The sequence below is a fragment of the Microterricola viridarii genome (assembly GCF_900104895.1).
Lineage (GTDB): Bacteria > Actinomycetota > Actinomycetes > Actinomycetales > Microbacteriaceae > Microterricola > Microterricola viridarii.
In genome coordinates, this window is sequence record NZ_LT629742.1 from 2,148,933 (window position 1) to 2,163,511 (window position 14,579).

Sequence of the window (14,579 nt, forward strand, 5' to 3'; positions counted from 1 at the left end):
TCTAAGGAGAAAACACTATGAGCACCGCAATCGAAGAGACGCTGGTCCTGGTCAAGCCCGACGGCGTCGCCCGCAGCCTGACCGGTGAGATCCTGCGCCGCATCGAGGCCAAGGGCTACTCGCTGGTCGACATCCGCCTGGTGCAGGCCGAGCGCTCCCTGCTCGCCGAGCACTACGCCGAGCACGAGGGCAAGCCCTTCTACGAGCCGCTGGTCGAGTTCATGGAGTCCGGCCCCATCGTCGCCATCCGCGTCGCGGGCAACCGCGTCATCGAGGGCTTCCGCGTGCTGGCCGGCACGACCGACCCCACCACGGCGGCCCCCGGCACCATCCGCGGCGACTTCGGCCGCGACTGGGGCCTGCGCGTGCAGCAGAACCTCGTGCACGGCTCCGACTCGCCCGAGTCGGCCGAGCGCGAGCTGAAGCTCTGGTTCAGCTAGCAGCACCAGCACCACAACGAATGCCGCCCGGCTCCAGCCGGGCGGCATTCGTCATCTCCGCGTTCAGGGGTCTGGCGGCGGATGACGCTAGAAGACGTGGCTGATCACGTCCAGGCGCAGCTGGGCGATGACGGCGACGACCAGGTAGCTGAGCAGCGTGATCAACGGGATCCAGCCGTACGCGGCATCCGAGAGGCGGCGGACGGCGGCGCCGAGCGGGAGGCGCCCGGTGCGCAGGTTCTCCAGGGTGACCATCCAGAACAGGGGGATGACGACGGCCCAGGTGACCATGCACCACGGGCACAGCGTCGCCAGGGCGAAGATGCTCGTGCCGATCAGCCAGACCACGAAGGCGAGGGCGAGCACGACGCCGGCGTTGTAGCCGAGCCAGAACCAGCGCGGGAAGCGCACGCCGCCGAGCAACGCCACCCCGATCGTGATCACGACGGGCCAGGCCATCAACCCGATCACCGGGTTGGGGAAGCCGAAGATCGCGCCCTGCGGCGAGTTCAGGTTCGCCCCGCACTGCACCAGGAGGCTGAAATCGCAGCTCGGAACGGAGCCGGGAACCTGCAGCAGGTGGAACTTCTCCAGCGTCAGTGCGAACGCCGCGAGCAGGCCGATCGCACCCAGAATGACGGTCAGCACGCCGTGCGGAATGGACGAACGCGTAGATGCAGTTTCGGGCATAGACGGATTATCCCACGCGTTGCGCGCGTGAAAACGCGATAGCGTGCGATAATTGACGCAGTCGTTTGAGCCCTGCTCGAACAGGCGACAAGAAGGCTTACCGGGTGCCCAGCACCCACAGATGCATCAGAAGTATTCGCACAGAGGATTCGGTCCGCGCACCGAGAGAAGTAGCAATCAGAGCCACGAGCCGGTTGCACACAACTAGATTTGCGGGGGTTCGCTCAACGGAGCCCCGCTCGAGAGAGTACCCGGAGCGGGTGGCGCGGTTGCCCGCACCGGTCAAGGAGTTATCCCGGTAATGGTGGACAAGACCAACAATGAGACAGGCAGCAACGACGCGGCATCAGATTCGACGAAGAGTCAGGTGAAGAAGCGCCCCCGCATCTTCGGAGCGCGCAAGAAGCGCGCGGACGAGGCCCCGGCTGTAGAGAGCACCGTAGAGAGCGCCGCGGTCGCAGCGCCGATCATCGCCGAGCCCGCCGCCCCGGCCGTCGCCGAGGTGCAGGCTGAGGCGCAGGCGGAGGCAGAGGCCGTCGCCCCGGAGGCGGAGCAGGCCGAGGCCGCCCCCGCCGCGGATGCGGCAGCGGCAGAGGCGCCCGCTGCGCCGGTCATCCCGACCCAGCTCAGCACCACCTCGCTGATCTTCCATGCGCCCGTCATCGCGCCGCTGCCGGCCCGCTCGGGCTCCGAGCGCGGTTACGAGCGCGGCTACGAGCACGACTACGACCGCGACGCCGACGACGCCTCCACGGTGCGCCGCCGCGCCCGCCGCCGTTCCGGCGAGGAGGGCCGCTCCGGCTCCGACGACCCGGCGAACACGGTCGTCAAGGTACGCACGCCGCGCGAGCCAGAGCTCATCACTGAGCCGCAGCGGATCAAGGGCTCCACCCGCCTCGAGGCCAAGAAGCAGCGCCGCCGCGACGGCCGCGACGCCGGCCGCCGCCGCACCGTCATCACCGAGGCCGAGTTCCTCGCCCGCCGCGAGTCCGTCGACCGCAGCATGGTGGTGCGCGCCAAGAACAACAAGATCCAGATCGGCGTCCTCGAGGACGGCGTGCTGGTCGAGCACTACGTGGCCAAGAACCAGGAGGCGAGCCTGATCGGCAACGTCTACCTCGGCCGCGTGCAGAACGTGCTGCCCAGCATGGAGGCCGCCTTCATCGACATCGGCCGCGGCCGCAACGCCGTGCTGTACTCCGGCGAGGTCGACTGGGACGCCGCCGCGGCGGAGAACCCCGGCGCCAACCAGCCGCGCCGCATCGAGCTGGCGCTGAAGCCCGGCGACAAGGTGCTCGTCCAGGTCACCAAGGACCCGGTCGGCCACAAGGGCGCCCGCCTGACCAGCCAGGTGTCGCTGCCCGGCCGCTACCTCGTGTACGTGCCGAACGGCTCGATGAACGGCATCAGCCGCAAGCTCCCGGACACCGAGCGCTCGCGCCTGAAGAAGATCCTCAAGGAGGTCCTCCCCGACAACGTCGGCGTCATCGTGCGCACGGCGGCCGAGGGCGCGACGGAGGAGCAGCTCACCCTCGACGTGCAGCGCCTGATCAGCCAGTGGGCCAGCATCAGCTCGCAGCTGCAGACCGTGCAGGCCCCCGCGCTGCTGCACTCCGAGCCCGACCTGCTCATCAAGATCGTCCGCGACGTCTTCAACGAGGACTTCCAGAAGATGATCATCTCCGGCGATGACGCCCAGGAGGTCATCGAGAGCTACCTGCGCGGCGTCGCCCCCGACCTGCTCGAGCGCGTCGAGCGCTACGAGGGCGAGAAGGACGCGTTCGACGAGTTCCGCATCTCGGAGCAGATCGAGAAGGCCCTGGACCGCAAGGTCTGGCTGCCCTCCGGCGGTTCGCTCGTGATCGACCGCACCGAGGCGATGACCGTCGTCGACGTCAACACCGGCAAGTTCGTCGGCTCCGGCGGCAACCTCGAGGAGACCGTCACCAAGAACAACCTCGAGGCCGCGGAGGAGATCGTCCGCCAGCTGCGCCTGCGCGACATCGGCGGCATCATCGTCGTCGACTTCATCGACATGGTGCTCGAGTCCAACCGCGACCTCGTCTCGCGCCGACTGATCGAGTGCCTGAGCCGGGACCGCACCAAGCACCAGGTGGCCGAGGTCACCTCGCTCGGTCTCGTGCAGATGACGCGCAAGAAGCTCGGCCTCGGCCTGCTGGAATCGTTCAGCGAGAACTGCGAGGTCTGCGCCGGCCGCGGGATCATCGTGCACCACGACCCCGTGGTCAAGCACCGTCAGACGCCGCAGCAGGCCCCGCAGCAGGAGCGTCGCCGCTCCAAGGGTGCACAGCAGCAGCAGCAGCCCGCCCCCGCCGCCGAGAAGGTGAACGGCACCCACGGGATCACCGCGGACGCCAAGAACGCCCTCGCCCAGATCGCCGCCAGCACGCTGGCGCACCCGGCCGAGGCCGCGAAGGCCGACGAGCCCGCCGCGCAGAACGCCGCGCAGAACGCCGCGCAGAACGCCCAGCAGGGCGGCCAGCAGAACGGCCAGCAGAACGGTTCGGGCGAGCCGCGCAGCCCGCGCTCCCGCAACCGGAAGAGCCGCAGCGGCCGCAGCCAGCAGCCCGCAGAGCAGGCTGTCGCAGTAGAGCGTGCCGCCACGGCCGAGGTGCAGAGCGAGCCGAAGGCCGAGGCGCCGGCAGTGACCGTGCCCGAGCCGATCGCGATCCTCGACATCCCCGTCGCCGCCGCCCCGCGCCAGGCGCGCACCGTCACCAGCAAGGCGGCCGAGGAACTCCTCGGCTCCGTGCTCGAGGCGCTGCCTGAGCCCAAGCAGCCCGGCCAGGGCCGCAGCCGCAGCCGCCGCGTGTCCACGGCCGCGCTGTCGACCACGCCGGTCGTGCCGATCGTCACGGGAACCCCGACGGGCGCGTCGGAGCAGTAGCCCGCGCGAGAACGCCACACGAGAGCGCCGCAGCCCTAGAGGCCGCGGCGCTCTCGTGCGCTCACCCGCAGGCCGCTCGCGCGCAGCCGGGTGACGAGCTCGCGCCCGCTGACCGGGGTCGCGCCGGCATCCACCAGCGCCTGCCAGCGCTCGGCCGGCACGTCGTAGTGGTCGAGGTCGAAGCTGCGCGGGGGGAGGGCCTGGCTGCGGGCGAACGCGTGCAGCTCGTCGAGGCTGGAGTCGCTGACCAGGTGCGCCCACACCGTCCCGTGGGCGGGCCACATGGCGGTATCGATGAGCACTGTCATGGAATTGAGTCTAAGCATCATCGATTTCTTGGGCGTTTTGCGCGCGTCGTGGTTTAACCGGCCCGCCGAATCCGGCTAAACTAGTACACGCACCGTGAGCCGGCTTGTGTGAAATGAGTCGGTTGTGGATCGTGCCAGGTGAGCCCGTTTGACCGCACGCATCCGATCAGCTAAACTTGATCGTTGGTGTGTGTCGGAATCATCCGCACGTTTGCCAAGGTTTTCTGATTGAGACCGGCTGTCTGGCCGCGTCAATCCAGTGACTTCCGAGTATTAGGAATTGGGGCTAGGTAGCCCCCCAGAGTGAGGTACGTAAAGTGGTTTACGCAGTTGTGCGCGCCGGTGGCCGGCAGGAAAAGGTCGAGGTCGGCACCATCGTGACGATGGACCGGATCAAGGCCGTTAAGGGCGGCACCGTCGAGCTGGCCGCTGTGCTGCTTGTTGACGGAGACAAGATCACCTCGGACGCCAAGTCCCTCGAGAAGGTCACTGTCACCGCCGAGGTTCTTGAGGACCTCCGCGGCCCGAAGATCGTCATCCAGCACTACAAGAACAAGACCGGTTACAAGAAGCGTCAGGGGCACCGTCAGGAGCTCACGCGCGTCAAGGTCACCGGCATCAAGTAACGGCCTGAGGAGAGAAGCTAATGGCACACAAAAAGGGAGCTAGCTCCACTCGTAACGGTCGCGACTCCAACGCACAGCGCCTCGGCGTGAAGCGCTTCGGCGGCCAGGTTGTCAGCGCGGGCGAGATCATCGTCCGTCAGCGCGGCACCCACTTCCACCCCGGCGTGAACGTGGGTCGCGGTGGCGACGACACGCTCTTCGCCCTCGAGGCCGGCGCTGTCCAGTTCGGCAACAAGGGTGGCCGCAAGGTCGTCAACATTCTGGTGGCTGCCGAATAGGCACCCACATGTAACACACGTCAGGGCGAGCTTCGGCTCGCCCTGACGTATTTTCGCCCGCGTCGGATGACGCGGCAACGCAACACCAAGGAGACCAGCCATGGCCACATTCGTCGACCACGTCACGCTGCACCTGCGTGCCGGTCACGGCGGCAACGGCTGCGTGTCCGTTCGCCGTGAGAAGTTCAAGCCGCTCGCCGGCCCCGACGGCGGAAACGGCGGCCACGGTGGCGACATCGTCCTCGTCGCCGACCCGCAGGTCACCACCCTGCTCAACTACCACCGCGGCCCGCACCGCAGCTCCGACAACGGCGGCCCCGGCATGGGCGACCACCGCGCCGGCGCCAACGGCGAGGAGCTCGAGCTGCCCGTGCCCGTCGGCACCGTCGTCAAGGACGCGGAGGGCAACGAGCTCATCGACATGAGCGAGCCCGGCATGCGCTACGTCGTCGCCGCCGGCGGCCTCGGCGGCCTCGGCAACGCCTCGCTGGCGACCACCAAGCGCAAGGCCCCCGGTTTCGCGCTGCTCGGCACGCCCGGCATCGAGGGCGACGTCTACCTCGAGCTGAAGACCGTCGCCGACGTCGCCCTCGTCGGATACCCGTCGGCCGGCAAGTCCAGCCTGATCGCGGCGCTCTCCGCCGCCCGGCCGAAGATCGCCGACTACCCCTTCACCACCCTGCACCCCAACCTCGGCGTCGTCGAGGCCGGCGGCAACCGGTACACCATCGCCGACGTCCCCGGGCTCATCGAGGGCGCCAGCGAGGGCAAGGGCCTCGGCCTCGAGTTCCTGCGCCACGTCGAGCGCTGCACCGCACTGCTGCACGTCATCGACTGCGCAACGCTCGACCCGGGCCGCGACCCGCTCAGCGACCTCGACGTCATCCTCGGCGAGCTCTCCGCCTACCCGGTTCCGGAAGGCCAGAAGCCGCTGCTGGAGCGCCCGCAGCTCATCGCCCTGAACAAGATCGACGTCCCGGAGGCCCGCGAGCTCGCCGAGTTCGTGCGCCCGGACCTCGAGGCCCGCGGATACCGCGTCTTCGAAATCTCCTCCGCCACCCACGAGGGCCTCCGCCAGCTGAGCTACGCCCTGGCCGAGCTCGTCGAGCAGGGCCGGGTCGAGGCCGCGGCCAAGCCCGCGAAGGAGCGCATCATCATCCGGCCCAAGGCCGTCGACGAGGGCGGCTTCGTCGTGCGCGTCGAGGGCGGCAGCTTCGGAAACGTCTACCGCGTCATCGGCGCCAAGCCGGAGCGCTGGGTCGCCCAGACCGACTTCGCCAACGACGAGGCCGTCGGCTTCCTGGCCGACCGCCTGGCCAAGCTCGGCGTCGAGAACGCCCTGTTCAAGGCGGGCGCCATCGCCGGCTCCACCGTCGTCATCGGCCTCGGCAGCTCCATCGTCTTCGACTGGGAGCCCACCCTCACCTCCACCGCCGAGCTCATCACCGCCCCGCGTGGCACCGACGCGCGCCTGGACGGCGGCGGCCGCGCCACCCGCAACGAGCGCCGCGAGGACTATTTCGCGCGCATGGACGCCAAGGCCGCGGCCCGCGCCGAGTTGCTCAGCGAGCGCGAGGCTGGCCTCTGGCAGGAGGACGGCGGCGTCGACATGACCCGCGCAGAACGCGACAGTCAGTCGGAAGCCAGCCAGACGGAATCTGGCGAGAAGAGCGAGTAATAGATGAGTGTGCGTGATCGGGCCGGCATCGCCACGGCGAAGCGAATCGTCGTCAAGGTGGGCTCCTCGTCCATCAGCGGAGACAATGCCGGTCAGATTGCGCCACTCGTCGACGCCCTCGCCGCGGCGCACGGGCGCGGCTGCGAGATCGTGCTGGTGTCCTCCGGCGCCATCGCCACCGGGCTGCCCTACCTGCGGCTCAGCGAGCGGCCGAACGACCTGGCGACACAGCAGGCCGCGGCATCCGTCGGGCAGAACCTGCTGATCTTCCGCTACCAGGACAGCCTCGACCGCTACGGCATCGTCGCCGGCCAGGTGCTGCTGACCGCCGGTGACCTGGAGAACGCCACCCCGCGCAGCAACGCGCAGCGCGCCATGGAGCGCCTGCTCGACCTGCGGATCCTGCCGATCGTCAACGAGAACGACACCGTCGCCACCCACGAGATCCGCTTCGGCGACAACGACAGGCTCGCCTCGCTCGTGGCTAGCCTCATCAACGCGGACCTGCTGATCCTGCTCAGTGACGTCGACGCCCTGTACACCCGCCCGCCGCACGAGCCCGGCGCGGAGCGCATCGCGCATGTGCCCTTCGGTGACGCGCTGGCCGGCGTCGAGCTCAGCTCGAGCGGCCGCGCCGGGGTCGGCACCGGGGGAGCCGTCACCAAGGCCTCCGCCGCCCGGCACGCGGCAGAGTCCGGCACCGCGGTGCTGGTCACCGCCACCGGCCTCGTCGACGAGGCCTTCCGCGGTGCAGACATCGGTACCTGGTTCGCCGCCAAACCGCGTCACACGGCTGCGTCCCTGTCCTAAGCTGGGCTCATGTCTGAGCCGCTCCGCACCGAACCCGATCTGGCACCCTTCTTCGCGAAGCTGGATGCCGCCCGCGCCGCGTCCCTCGAGCTCGCTGCCGCGACAACGCAGCAGAAGAACGAGGCCCTCGTCGAGGTTGCCGCGACGCTGCGCGCCCACGTGAGCGAGATCATCGCCGCGAACCAACGCGACATCGACGCCGGCCGCGCCAACGGGCTGAGCGACGCCCTGCTCGACCGGCTCGCGCTCACCGCGCCGCGCATCGAGTCGCTGGCCACCGCCGTGCTCGAGATCGTCGGCCTGCCCGACCCCGTCGGCGACGTCGTGCGCGGCAGCACCCTCCCGAACGGCGTGCAGATCGCCCAGCTGCGCGTGCCGTTCGGCGTCGTCGGCGCCATCTACGAGGCCCGGCCGAACGTCACCGTCGACATCGCCGCGCTCGCGCTGAAGAGCGGCAACGCCGCCGTGCTCCGCGGCGGCAGCGCCGCTCAGAACTCCAACCAGACGCTCGTCGCCCTGATCCAGCAGGCGATCGCCGTGCATGGCATCCCCGCGGCGGCCGTGCAGTCGATCGACGAGTTCGGCCGCGCCGGCGCGCGCGCACTCATGCAGGCCCGCGGCCAGGTCGACGTGCTCATCCCGCGCGGCAGTGCCGACCTGATCAACACCGTCGTCACCGAGTCCAAGGTGCCCGTCATCGAGACCGGTGCCGGCGTCGTGCACATCGTGCTCGACGAGACCGCGCCCGTGCAGTGGTCTGTGGACATCGTGCACAACGCGAAGACCCAGCGACCGAGCGTCTGCAACACCGTCGAGACGGTGCTCGTGTTGGCTGGCGCGGCCCACCGCGTGCTGCCGGCCGTCGGCGCCAAGCTCGCCGAGTCCGGGGTCACCATCCACGCCGACGAGCGCGCGCTCGCCCTGCTCCCCGACGCCGTGCCGGCGACGGAGGAGGACTGGTCCACCGAGTACCTGAGCCTCGACCTCGCCGTCCGCGTTGTCGACACCCTCGACGAGGCGATCGAGCACATCCGCAGGTACTCCACCAAGCACACCGAGTCGATCATCACGAACGACCTCGGCAACGCCGAGTACTTCCTCAACCGGGTCGACTCCGCCACCGTGATGGTGAACACCTCCACCCGGTTCAGCGATGGGGGAGAGTTCGGCTTCGGCGCCGAGGTGGGGATCTCGACCCAGAAACTGCACGCCCGCGGCCCGATGGGACTGCAGGAACTCACCAGCACAAAGTGGATTGTGCGTGGCAACGGACAGTCGCGCGCCTGAGGCCCGCTAGACTCGTTTCGGCGGATGCACCTCCCGCCACCCCTGAATGGAGAATGTGATGTCGTTCCTGACCGCCGTGTCCGCACAAACCGTGCACGCCGTTGACCTGCCGATCCCCCCGATCATGTACGGCGTGATCGCGCTCGTGGTCTTCGCCGCCTGCGGCTTCGTCACCTGGAGCTTCCGCGACGTCGCCAACCGCCACAAGGCCAAGGGTGACGCCTACGCGGCAGCCCACGGTGGAGCGCACGGCACCTCCAGCCACTGAGCGTTGTAGAACTGAGCGTGACGACTGTCTCGAAGAGCCGCCCCCGCATTGGCGTGATGGGCGGCACTTTCGACCCCATCCACCACGGCCACCTCGTGGCCGCCAGCGAGGTGGCGCAGTCGTTCAACCTGGACGAGGTCGTGTTCGTGCCGACCGGCGTCCCGTGGCAGAAGGCGGCCGTCAGCCCGGGGGAGCACCGCTACCTCATGACGGTCATCGCGACGGCATCCAACCCGCGCTTCACCGTGAGCCGGGTCGACATCGACCGCATCGGCCCCACCTACACGATCGACACGCTTCGTGACATCCACGCGGAACGCCCGGACGCGGAGCTGTTCTTCATCACCGGCGCCGACGCCATCGCGCAGATCCTCACCTGGAAGGACGTCTCCGAACTCTGGGAGCTCGCCCACTTCGTAGCTGTGAGTCGCCCCGGGCATGACCTGAGCATTTCAGGATTGCCGGAGCGGGACGTAAGCTTGTTGGAGGTTCCGGCTCTGGCGATCTCGTCGACCGACTGTCGAGCCCGCGTGGAGCGAGGCGATCCCGTCTGGTATTTGGTACCGGATGGCGTCGTTCAGTACATCTCCAAACATCACCTGTATCGGAGTGTGGCATGAGTGCGTTGCCCGATGGCCAACCGCTGACGCGTCGTCAAGCGCGCGCCAGCGAACGAGCGCGCCTGCCCGAATCCGACGGCCAGGACGGCTCGAGCGAGGCGAAGGCCGCGGAAGCCGCCGAGCGCGCCGCAGAGTCAGCCGAGCGGGCCGCGGCAGCCGAACAGGCCGCTCGTGCCGCCGCGGAGGCGGAAGCCGTGGCCGACGAGGCCGCCTGGGCCCCGCCCGCGCCCGTCGACGCCGCTGCTGCAGCCGAGGCCGAGGCCGAAGCCGAGGCTGAGGCTGAGGAAGCAGCGGAGCACGAGACCGAGCTGCTCGAGGGCATCCCGGAGCGCACGCTGACCCGCCGGGAGCTGCGCGCCCTGCTCGCCGCCCAGGCGGCGGCCCGTGCCGCGGCCGAGGAGGCCGCTGGCGCATCCGGCGCAGCGCCGGCATCCGACATCGACGAGGACGCGCCAACGCCCGCCCCCGTCGCCCCCCAACCCCCGATCGGCCACTGGTCGCTCGATATCGACGTCGAAGACGACGCGGACGATCACGGCTTCGACCAGGTGCTCTCCCGCGGAGTCGGCGCCGGCGGAGTGCCGACCACCACGAACGCGCTGATCCTCCCGCTGATCCCGCAGCAGGGCGGGGACGTTCAGGCGCCGCTCGCGGGCGGCGAGATGCTCGTCACCGGATCCATCGACCTGCCCAGCCTCGGCGACACCGGAGCCCACCCGCACCGGATCGACTCGCCAGAGGTCGACCGCCTGCTCGACCAGGTCGACGACGCGTCGCCCGCGACGAGCGCCCAGCCCGTCCGCGCCAGCAAGGCCGTCAGCACGCACACCTCCACCCGCGACACCCTCACCCCGCCCAAGCAGGGCGGCCTCAACATGCCGACCGTTCTCGCCATCACGGCGGCGGTGCTCGCCCTCGGCGTCATCGGGCTCTTCATCGGCGGGTACATCTTCAAGATCTTCTAGTGCCGCGCCCACCGGACGGCACCCATGCTTCTCAGATACAGGACACACTCCAGATGACTGCAACCTCCCATGCCATTGACCTGCTCCAGGTCGCTGCCCGCGCCGCCGACTCCAAGGGCGGAACCGACCTCGTCGCGCTCGACGTCACGCAGCCGCTGCCGCTGACGGACATCTTCTTCCTCGTCACCGGCAACTCCGAGCGCAACGTCGTCGCGATCGCCGGCGAGATCGAAGACGAGCTGATCCGCGCCGGCGCCAAGCCGCTGCGCCGCGAGGGCCGGGCAGAGGGTCGCTGGGCACTGCTGGACTTCGGCGACCTGGTCGTGCACGTGTTCCACGAGGAGGAGCGCGGCTACTACCAGCTGGAGCGCCTCTGGAAGGACTGCCCCGTCGTGGCGATCGAGCTCCCGGAGCGCGACACGCGCGAGTGAGTGGCTCGTTTTGGTTCTCGCGATAATCGCGTAGTAATCTAATCAAGTTGCTTCCGAGGAATCGGGAACAACGAGAGGGTCTGTGGCGCAGCTGGTAGCGCACCTGCATGGCATGCAGGGGGTCGGGAGTTCGAGTCTCCCCAGATCCACCATCACTCCCCGGGAACCAACGGTTCCCGGGGAGTTTCTCGTTCCCGGCCGCATTCGCGAGGCCGCCCGATCACGTAGTAGGCTGGTCGGGTTGCCTCCGAAAGTTCGGGAACAACGCACGGGTCTGTGGCGCAGCTGGTAGCGCACCTGCATGGCATGCAGGGGGTCGGGAGTTCGAGTCTCCCCAGATCCACCATCACCCCCGGGAACCAGCGGTTCCCGGGGGTTTTCTCGTTCCCAGGCTGTCCGGCGCTCTAGACCCGTTCCCGGCTGATCTGCTAGACAGTGCATGCGCGCTGTCGAGCCAACCAGTCGAGGACGGGAGGGACCATGCCAGGCCTTCCCGCCCAACGCCCGCTCGTCGGGCTCACCCGCGGCAACTGGCTGCGCGAGGTCACGGCCGGGGTCACGCTGCTGGCGATCGCCATTCCGCTCAACATCGGCTACGCCCAGATCGCCGGGTTGCCGCCGACGGCCGGGTTGTACGCGCTCGTCGTGCCCACCATCGTCTACGCGCTGGCCGTGTCCTCCCGGCAGCTGGTGGTCTCGCCGGATGCCGCGGCCGCCGCGCTCGTCGCCTCCTCGCTCGGCGGCCTCGCGGCGGCGGGCAGCGCCGACTACGGCACCCTCGCCCTCGCGCAGGCCATCCTCTGCGGCGTGATGTTCCTCGCGATGGCGTACTTCAAACTCGGATTCCTCGCGAACTTCCTCTCCAAGCCGATCCTCGTCGGCTTCGTCGGCGGCCTCGCCCTCGACATCCTGGTCAGCCAGATCGCGAAGATGCTCGGCGTGAAGATCGACTCCGGCGGCGAGTTCACCGAGAAGGTCGTCGACCTCGTGAGCGGGCTCGGGACGACGAACCTCTGGTCGCTGGCGATCGCGGCCGTCGCCGTCCTCATCCTGAGCGTCGGCAGGCGGCTGGCCAGGGCGGTGCCGTGGGCCCTCATCGTGCTCATCCTCGCGACGGTGCTCGTCGTCGCCGCCAACCTCGTCGACACGGGCGTCGACGTCCTCGGCGAGGTGCCGGCCGGCCCGCCCGCGCTCACCTGGCCGGTGATCTCCTGGTCCAGCTGGCTGCTGCTCGTGCCCTCCGCGCTCGCCCTCACCCTCGTGACCACGGCCGAGGGCCTGCTCGTGTCCCGTTCCTACGCCGAGCGCAACGGCTACCGGACCAGCCCCAACCGCGACCTCTTCGCCTTCGGCCTCGGCAACATCGCCGCCGGCGCGAGCGGGAGCTTCGCGATGGGCTCCTCCACCTCCCGCACGGCGGCGATGGACCAGGTCGGCTCGCGCACCCAGCTGCCGTCCCTCATCCTCGCCGCCGGCACCCTGCTGCTCCTGCTCTTCGGCACCGCGCTGCTGGCCGACATCCCCTCGCCGGCCATCGGGGCGATCGTCGGGGTCGCGATCCTGCCGCTGCTCGGCATCCGCGAGTTCGCCGCCATCTGGCGGGCCGACCGTTTCGAGTTCGCGATCGCCGCCGTCTGCTTCCTGGTCACGCTGCTCGTCGGGTCGATCCCGGGGATCGTCGTCGCGTTCGTGCTGGCCCTCATCAACCTCGCCAAGCGCGCCGCCAACCCGGCGATCGACGTGCTCGAACGGGGGGACACGCCGGGGGAGTCGCTGCTGGCCGAGGCGCCGGAGGGCAGCGTCACCGCACCCGGCGTCATCGTCATCCGGCTGGCCGCGCCCCTGTTCTTCGCGAACGGCGCGGTGTTCAGCCAGGCCGTGCAGCGGGCCGTGCGCGCCGCGCCCGACGTGCGCCACCTCGTCGTCGACATGGAGGCGGTGACCGACATCGACGTCACCGGCGCGGAGTCCTTCGCCGCCCTGAAGGGCTGGCTCGACGCGCAACACGTCGAGCTCGGCTTCAGCCGGGTGCGCTCCGATGCCCGGGCGCGGCTGGTCGAGCTCGGGATCCTCGGCGAGGAGCGGGTGTTCCCGACGAACCGCGCGGCGCTCGAGGCCCTGGCCCCAGACAGGACCCGGTGAGCCGGCATGGCGGATGACGTCGCCCGCCCGCTGGCGCCCGGCACGCGCACGCTGCTCACGCTCGGGGCCGCGGTGGTCGTGCTGGCCGGCGTGTCCGTCGCCCGCGACATCCTCTCGCCGCTCGCCATCGCGGTCGTGCTCGTCATCATCGTGCACCCGATCCGGCGCCCGCTGGAGCGCCGCGGCTTGCCCGCCTGGCTGGCGACGACGGCGGTGATCGTCGTCGCCTACCTCATCCTGGCTGTGATGAGCGCGCTCATCGTGCTCGCCGCCGTGCAGCTCAGCGCGATCCTGTCCGAACAGGACGAGGCCATCAGCGCCCTCGCCGCCCAACTCGGCGAGCTCGCCGCGCGGCTCGGGCTCGACGAGCAGGCGGTGGCCTCCGCGGCATCCGTGTTCGACCCGGCCACCCTGCTGGCCCTCGCCGGGACGATCGTCAGCACCGTGTTCGACTGGGCGACGGCGTTCTTCTTCGTGCTCGGCTACGTGCTCTTCATGGCCGCGGACGGTTCCCGCTACGCCCGGGCCGGGCAGGTGTTCGGCCGGGAGCGCGCCGACAGCATCGAGCGGGTGACCAGGTTCAACGCCGGCACCCGCCGTTTCTTCGTCGTCGGCGCCATCTTCGGCCTGATCGTCGCCGTGCTCGACGGACTGTTGCTCTGGTGGCTGGGGCTGCCCGGCCCGCTGGTCTGGGCGATCCTCGCCTTCGTGACGAACTTCGTGCCCAACATCGGCTTCGTGCTCGGGCTCATCCCCCCGGCGATCCTGGCGCTCGTCGTCGGCGGCCCCGGCCTGTTCCTCGTCGTCGTCATCGCCTACATCGTCATCAACGTCACGCTCCAGGTGCTCGTGCAGCCGCGGTTCGTGGCCGACACCGTGAGCCTCAGCTACTCGCTGACCTTCTTCTCCGTCGTGTTCTGGACGTTCGTCATCGGCCCCGTCGGCGCCATTCTCGCTGTGCCGCTGACGCTGCTCGTGCGGGCACTGCTGCTGGAGGGCGACGAGCGCTCGACCTGGCTGCGCTGGCTCTCCGGCGATCCCGAGGCAGTCTGAGCACTCGCCGACGGCTCGGCGTGGCTGTGCGCGGCACTCACGGCCACCGCATACGGTGGAATGCTTCCGGCCGTT

The 14,579-nt window shown here is 69.6% G+C and carries 15 protein-coding genes and 2 tRNA genes; 15 read left to right on the top strand and 2 right to left on the bottom strand.

Going from position 1 to position 14,579, the window contains the following annotated elements; genetic code table 11:
- The first annotated feature begins 17 nt into the window (after positions 1-17).
- Positions 18-440 (top strand): nucleoside-diphosphate kinase, encoded by a 423-nt coding sequence (gene ndk / locus BLT62_RS09810; protein WP_083363891.1) that lies wholly within the window; start codon positions 18-20, stop codon positions 438-440.
- A gap of 87 nt (positions 441-527) precedes the next feature.
- On the opposite strand, the gene BLT62_RS09815 is transcribed toward ndk, so the two are convergent.
- Positions 528-1,130 (bottom strand): vitamin K epoxide reductase family protein, encoded by a 603-nt coding sequence (locus tag BLT62_RS09815; protein ID WP_083363892.1) that lies wholly within the window; start codon positions 1,128-1,130, stop codon positions 528-530.
- A 301-nt stretch (positions 1,131-1,431) separates the two neighbouring features.
- On the opposite strand from BLT62_RS09815, the gene BLT62_RS09820 reads away from it, so the two are divergent.
- Positions 1,432-4,038, top strand: coding sequence for an Rne/Rng family ribonuclease (locus BLT62_RS09820; protein ID WP_083363893.1), 2,607 nt, complete (start codon positions 1,432-1,434; stop codon positions 4,036-4,038).
- Between the two features lie 35 nt (positions 4,039-4,073).
- Here BLT62_RS09820 and BLT62_RS09825 read toward each other — a convergent pair whose 3' ends face one another.
- Positions 4,074-4,346, bottom strand: coding sequence for a DUF4031 domain-containing protein (locus tag BLT62_RS09825; protein ID WP_083363894.1), 273 nt, complete (start codon positions 4,344-4,346; stop codon positions 4,074-4,076).
- Positions 4,347-4,663: 317 nt separating this feature from the next.
- Here BLT62_RS09825 and rplU point away from each other — a divergent pair, with 317 nt between their 5' ends.
- The 13 genes from rplU to BLT62_RS09890 all read left to right on the top strand — a co-directional run bounded on the left by rplU (position 4,664) and on the right by BLT62_RS09890 (position 14,504).
- A complete protein-coding gene (gene rplU, locus BLT62_RS09830) occupies positions 4,664-4,972 on the top strand; it encodes a 50S ribosomal protein L21 (RefSeq protein WP_047410686.1) in 309 nt (102 codons plus the stop codon).
- Between the two features lie 20 nt (positions 4,973-4,992).
- Entirely contained in the window at positions 4,993-5,250 is a 258-nt protein-coding gene (gene rpmA, locus BLT62_RS09835; RefSeq protein ID WP_047410683.1) for a 50S ribosomal protein L27, read from the top strand.
- Positions 5,251-5,350: 100 nt separating this feature from the next.
- Entirely contained in the window at positions 5,351-6,928 is a 1,578-nt protein-coding gene (gene obgE, locus BLT62_RS09840) for a GTPase ObgE (protein WP_083363895.1), read from the top strand.
- Positions 6,929-6,931: 3 nt separating this feature from the next.
- Positions 6,932-7,738, top strand: a complete 807-nt coding sequence (proB, locus tag BLT62_RS09845) for a glutamate 5-kinase (protein WP_083363896.1) — start codon at positions 6,932-6,934, stop codon at positions 7,736-7,738.
- A gap of 9 nt (positions 7,739-7,747) precedes the next feature.
- Entirely contained in the window at positions 7,748-9,025 is a 1,278-nt protein-coding gene (locus tag BLT62_RS09850) for a glutamate-5-semialdehyde dehydrogenase (protein ID WP_083363897.1), read from the top strand.
- Positions 9,026-9,083: 58 nt separating this feature from the next.
- Positions 9,084-9,293, top strand: a complete 210-nt coding sequence (locus BLT62_RS09855; RefSeq protein WP_083363898.1) for a hypothetical protein — start codon at positions 9,084-9,086, stop codon at positions 9,291-9,293.
- A gap of 17 nt (positions 9,294-9,310) precedes the next feature.
- On the top strand, positions 9,311-9,913 hold the full coding sequence (nadD, locus tag BLT62_RS09860) for a nicotinate-nucleotide adenylyltransferase (RefSeq protein WP_083363899.1): 603 nt from the start codon (positions 9,311-9,313) through the stop codon (positions 9,911-9,913).
- Positions 9,910-10,878, top strand: a complete 969-nt coding sequence (locus tag BLT62_RS09865; RefSeq protein ID WP_083363900.1) for a hypothetical protein — start codon at positions 9,910-9,912, stop codon at positions 10,876-10,878. Before nadD ends, BLT62_RS09865 begins: the two co-directional genes overlap by 4 nt.
- 53 nt (positions 10,879-10,931) lie before the next feature.
- Positions 10,932-11,309 (top strand): ribosome silencing factor, encoded by a 378-nt coding sequence (rsfS, locus tag BLT62_RS09870; protein ID WP_083363901.1) that lies wholly within the window; start codon positions 10,932-10,934, stop codon positions 11,307-11,309.
- Between the two features lie 76 nt (positions 11,310-11,385).
- Positions 11,386-11,461: transfer RNA gene (locus BLT62_RS09875), tRNA-Ala, on the top strand.
- 118 nt (positions 11,462-11,579) lie between these two features.
- Positions 11,580-11,655, top strand: a tRNA-Ala gene (locus BLT62_RS09880).
- A 134-nt stretch (positions 11,656-11,789) separates the two neighbouring features.
- Positions 11,790-13,451, top strand: a complete 1,662-nt coding sequence (locus BLT62_RS09885; RefSeq protein ID WP_083363902.1) for a SulP family inorganic anion transporter — start codon at positions 11,790-11,792, stop codon at positions 13,449-13,451.
- 6 nt (positions 13,452-13,457) lie between these two features.
- Positions 13,458-14,504, top strand: a complete 1,047-nt coding sequence (locus tag BLT62_RS09890; RefSeq protein WP_083363903.1) for an AI-2E family transporter — start codon at positions 13,458-13,460, stop codon at positions 14,502-14,504.
- Positions 14,505-14,579 lie beyond the last annotated feature (75 nt).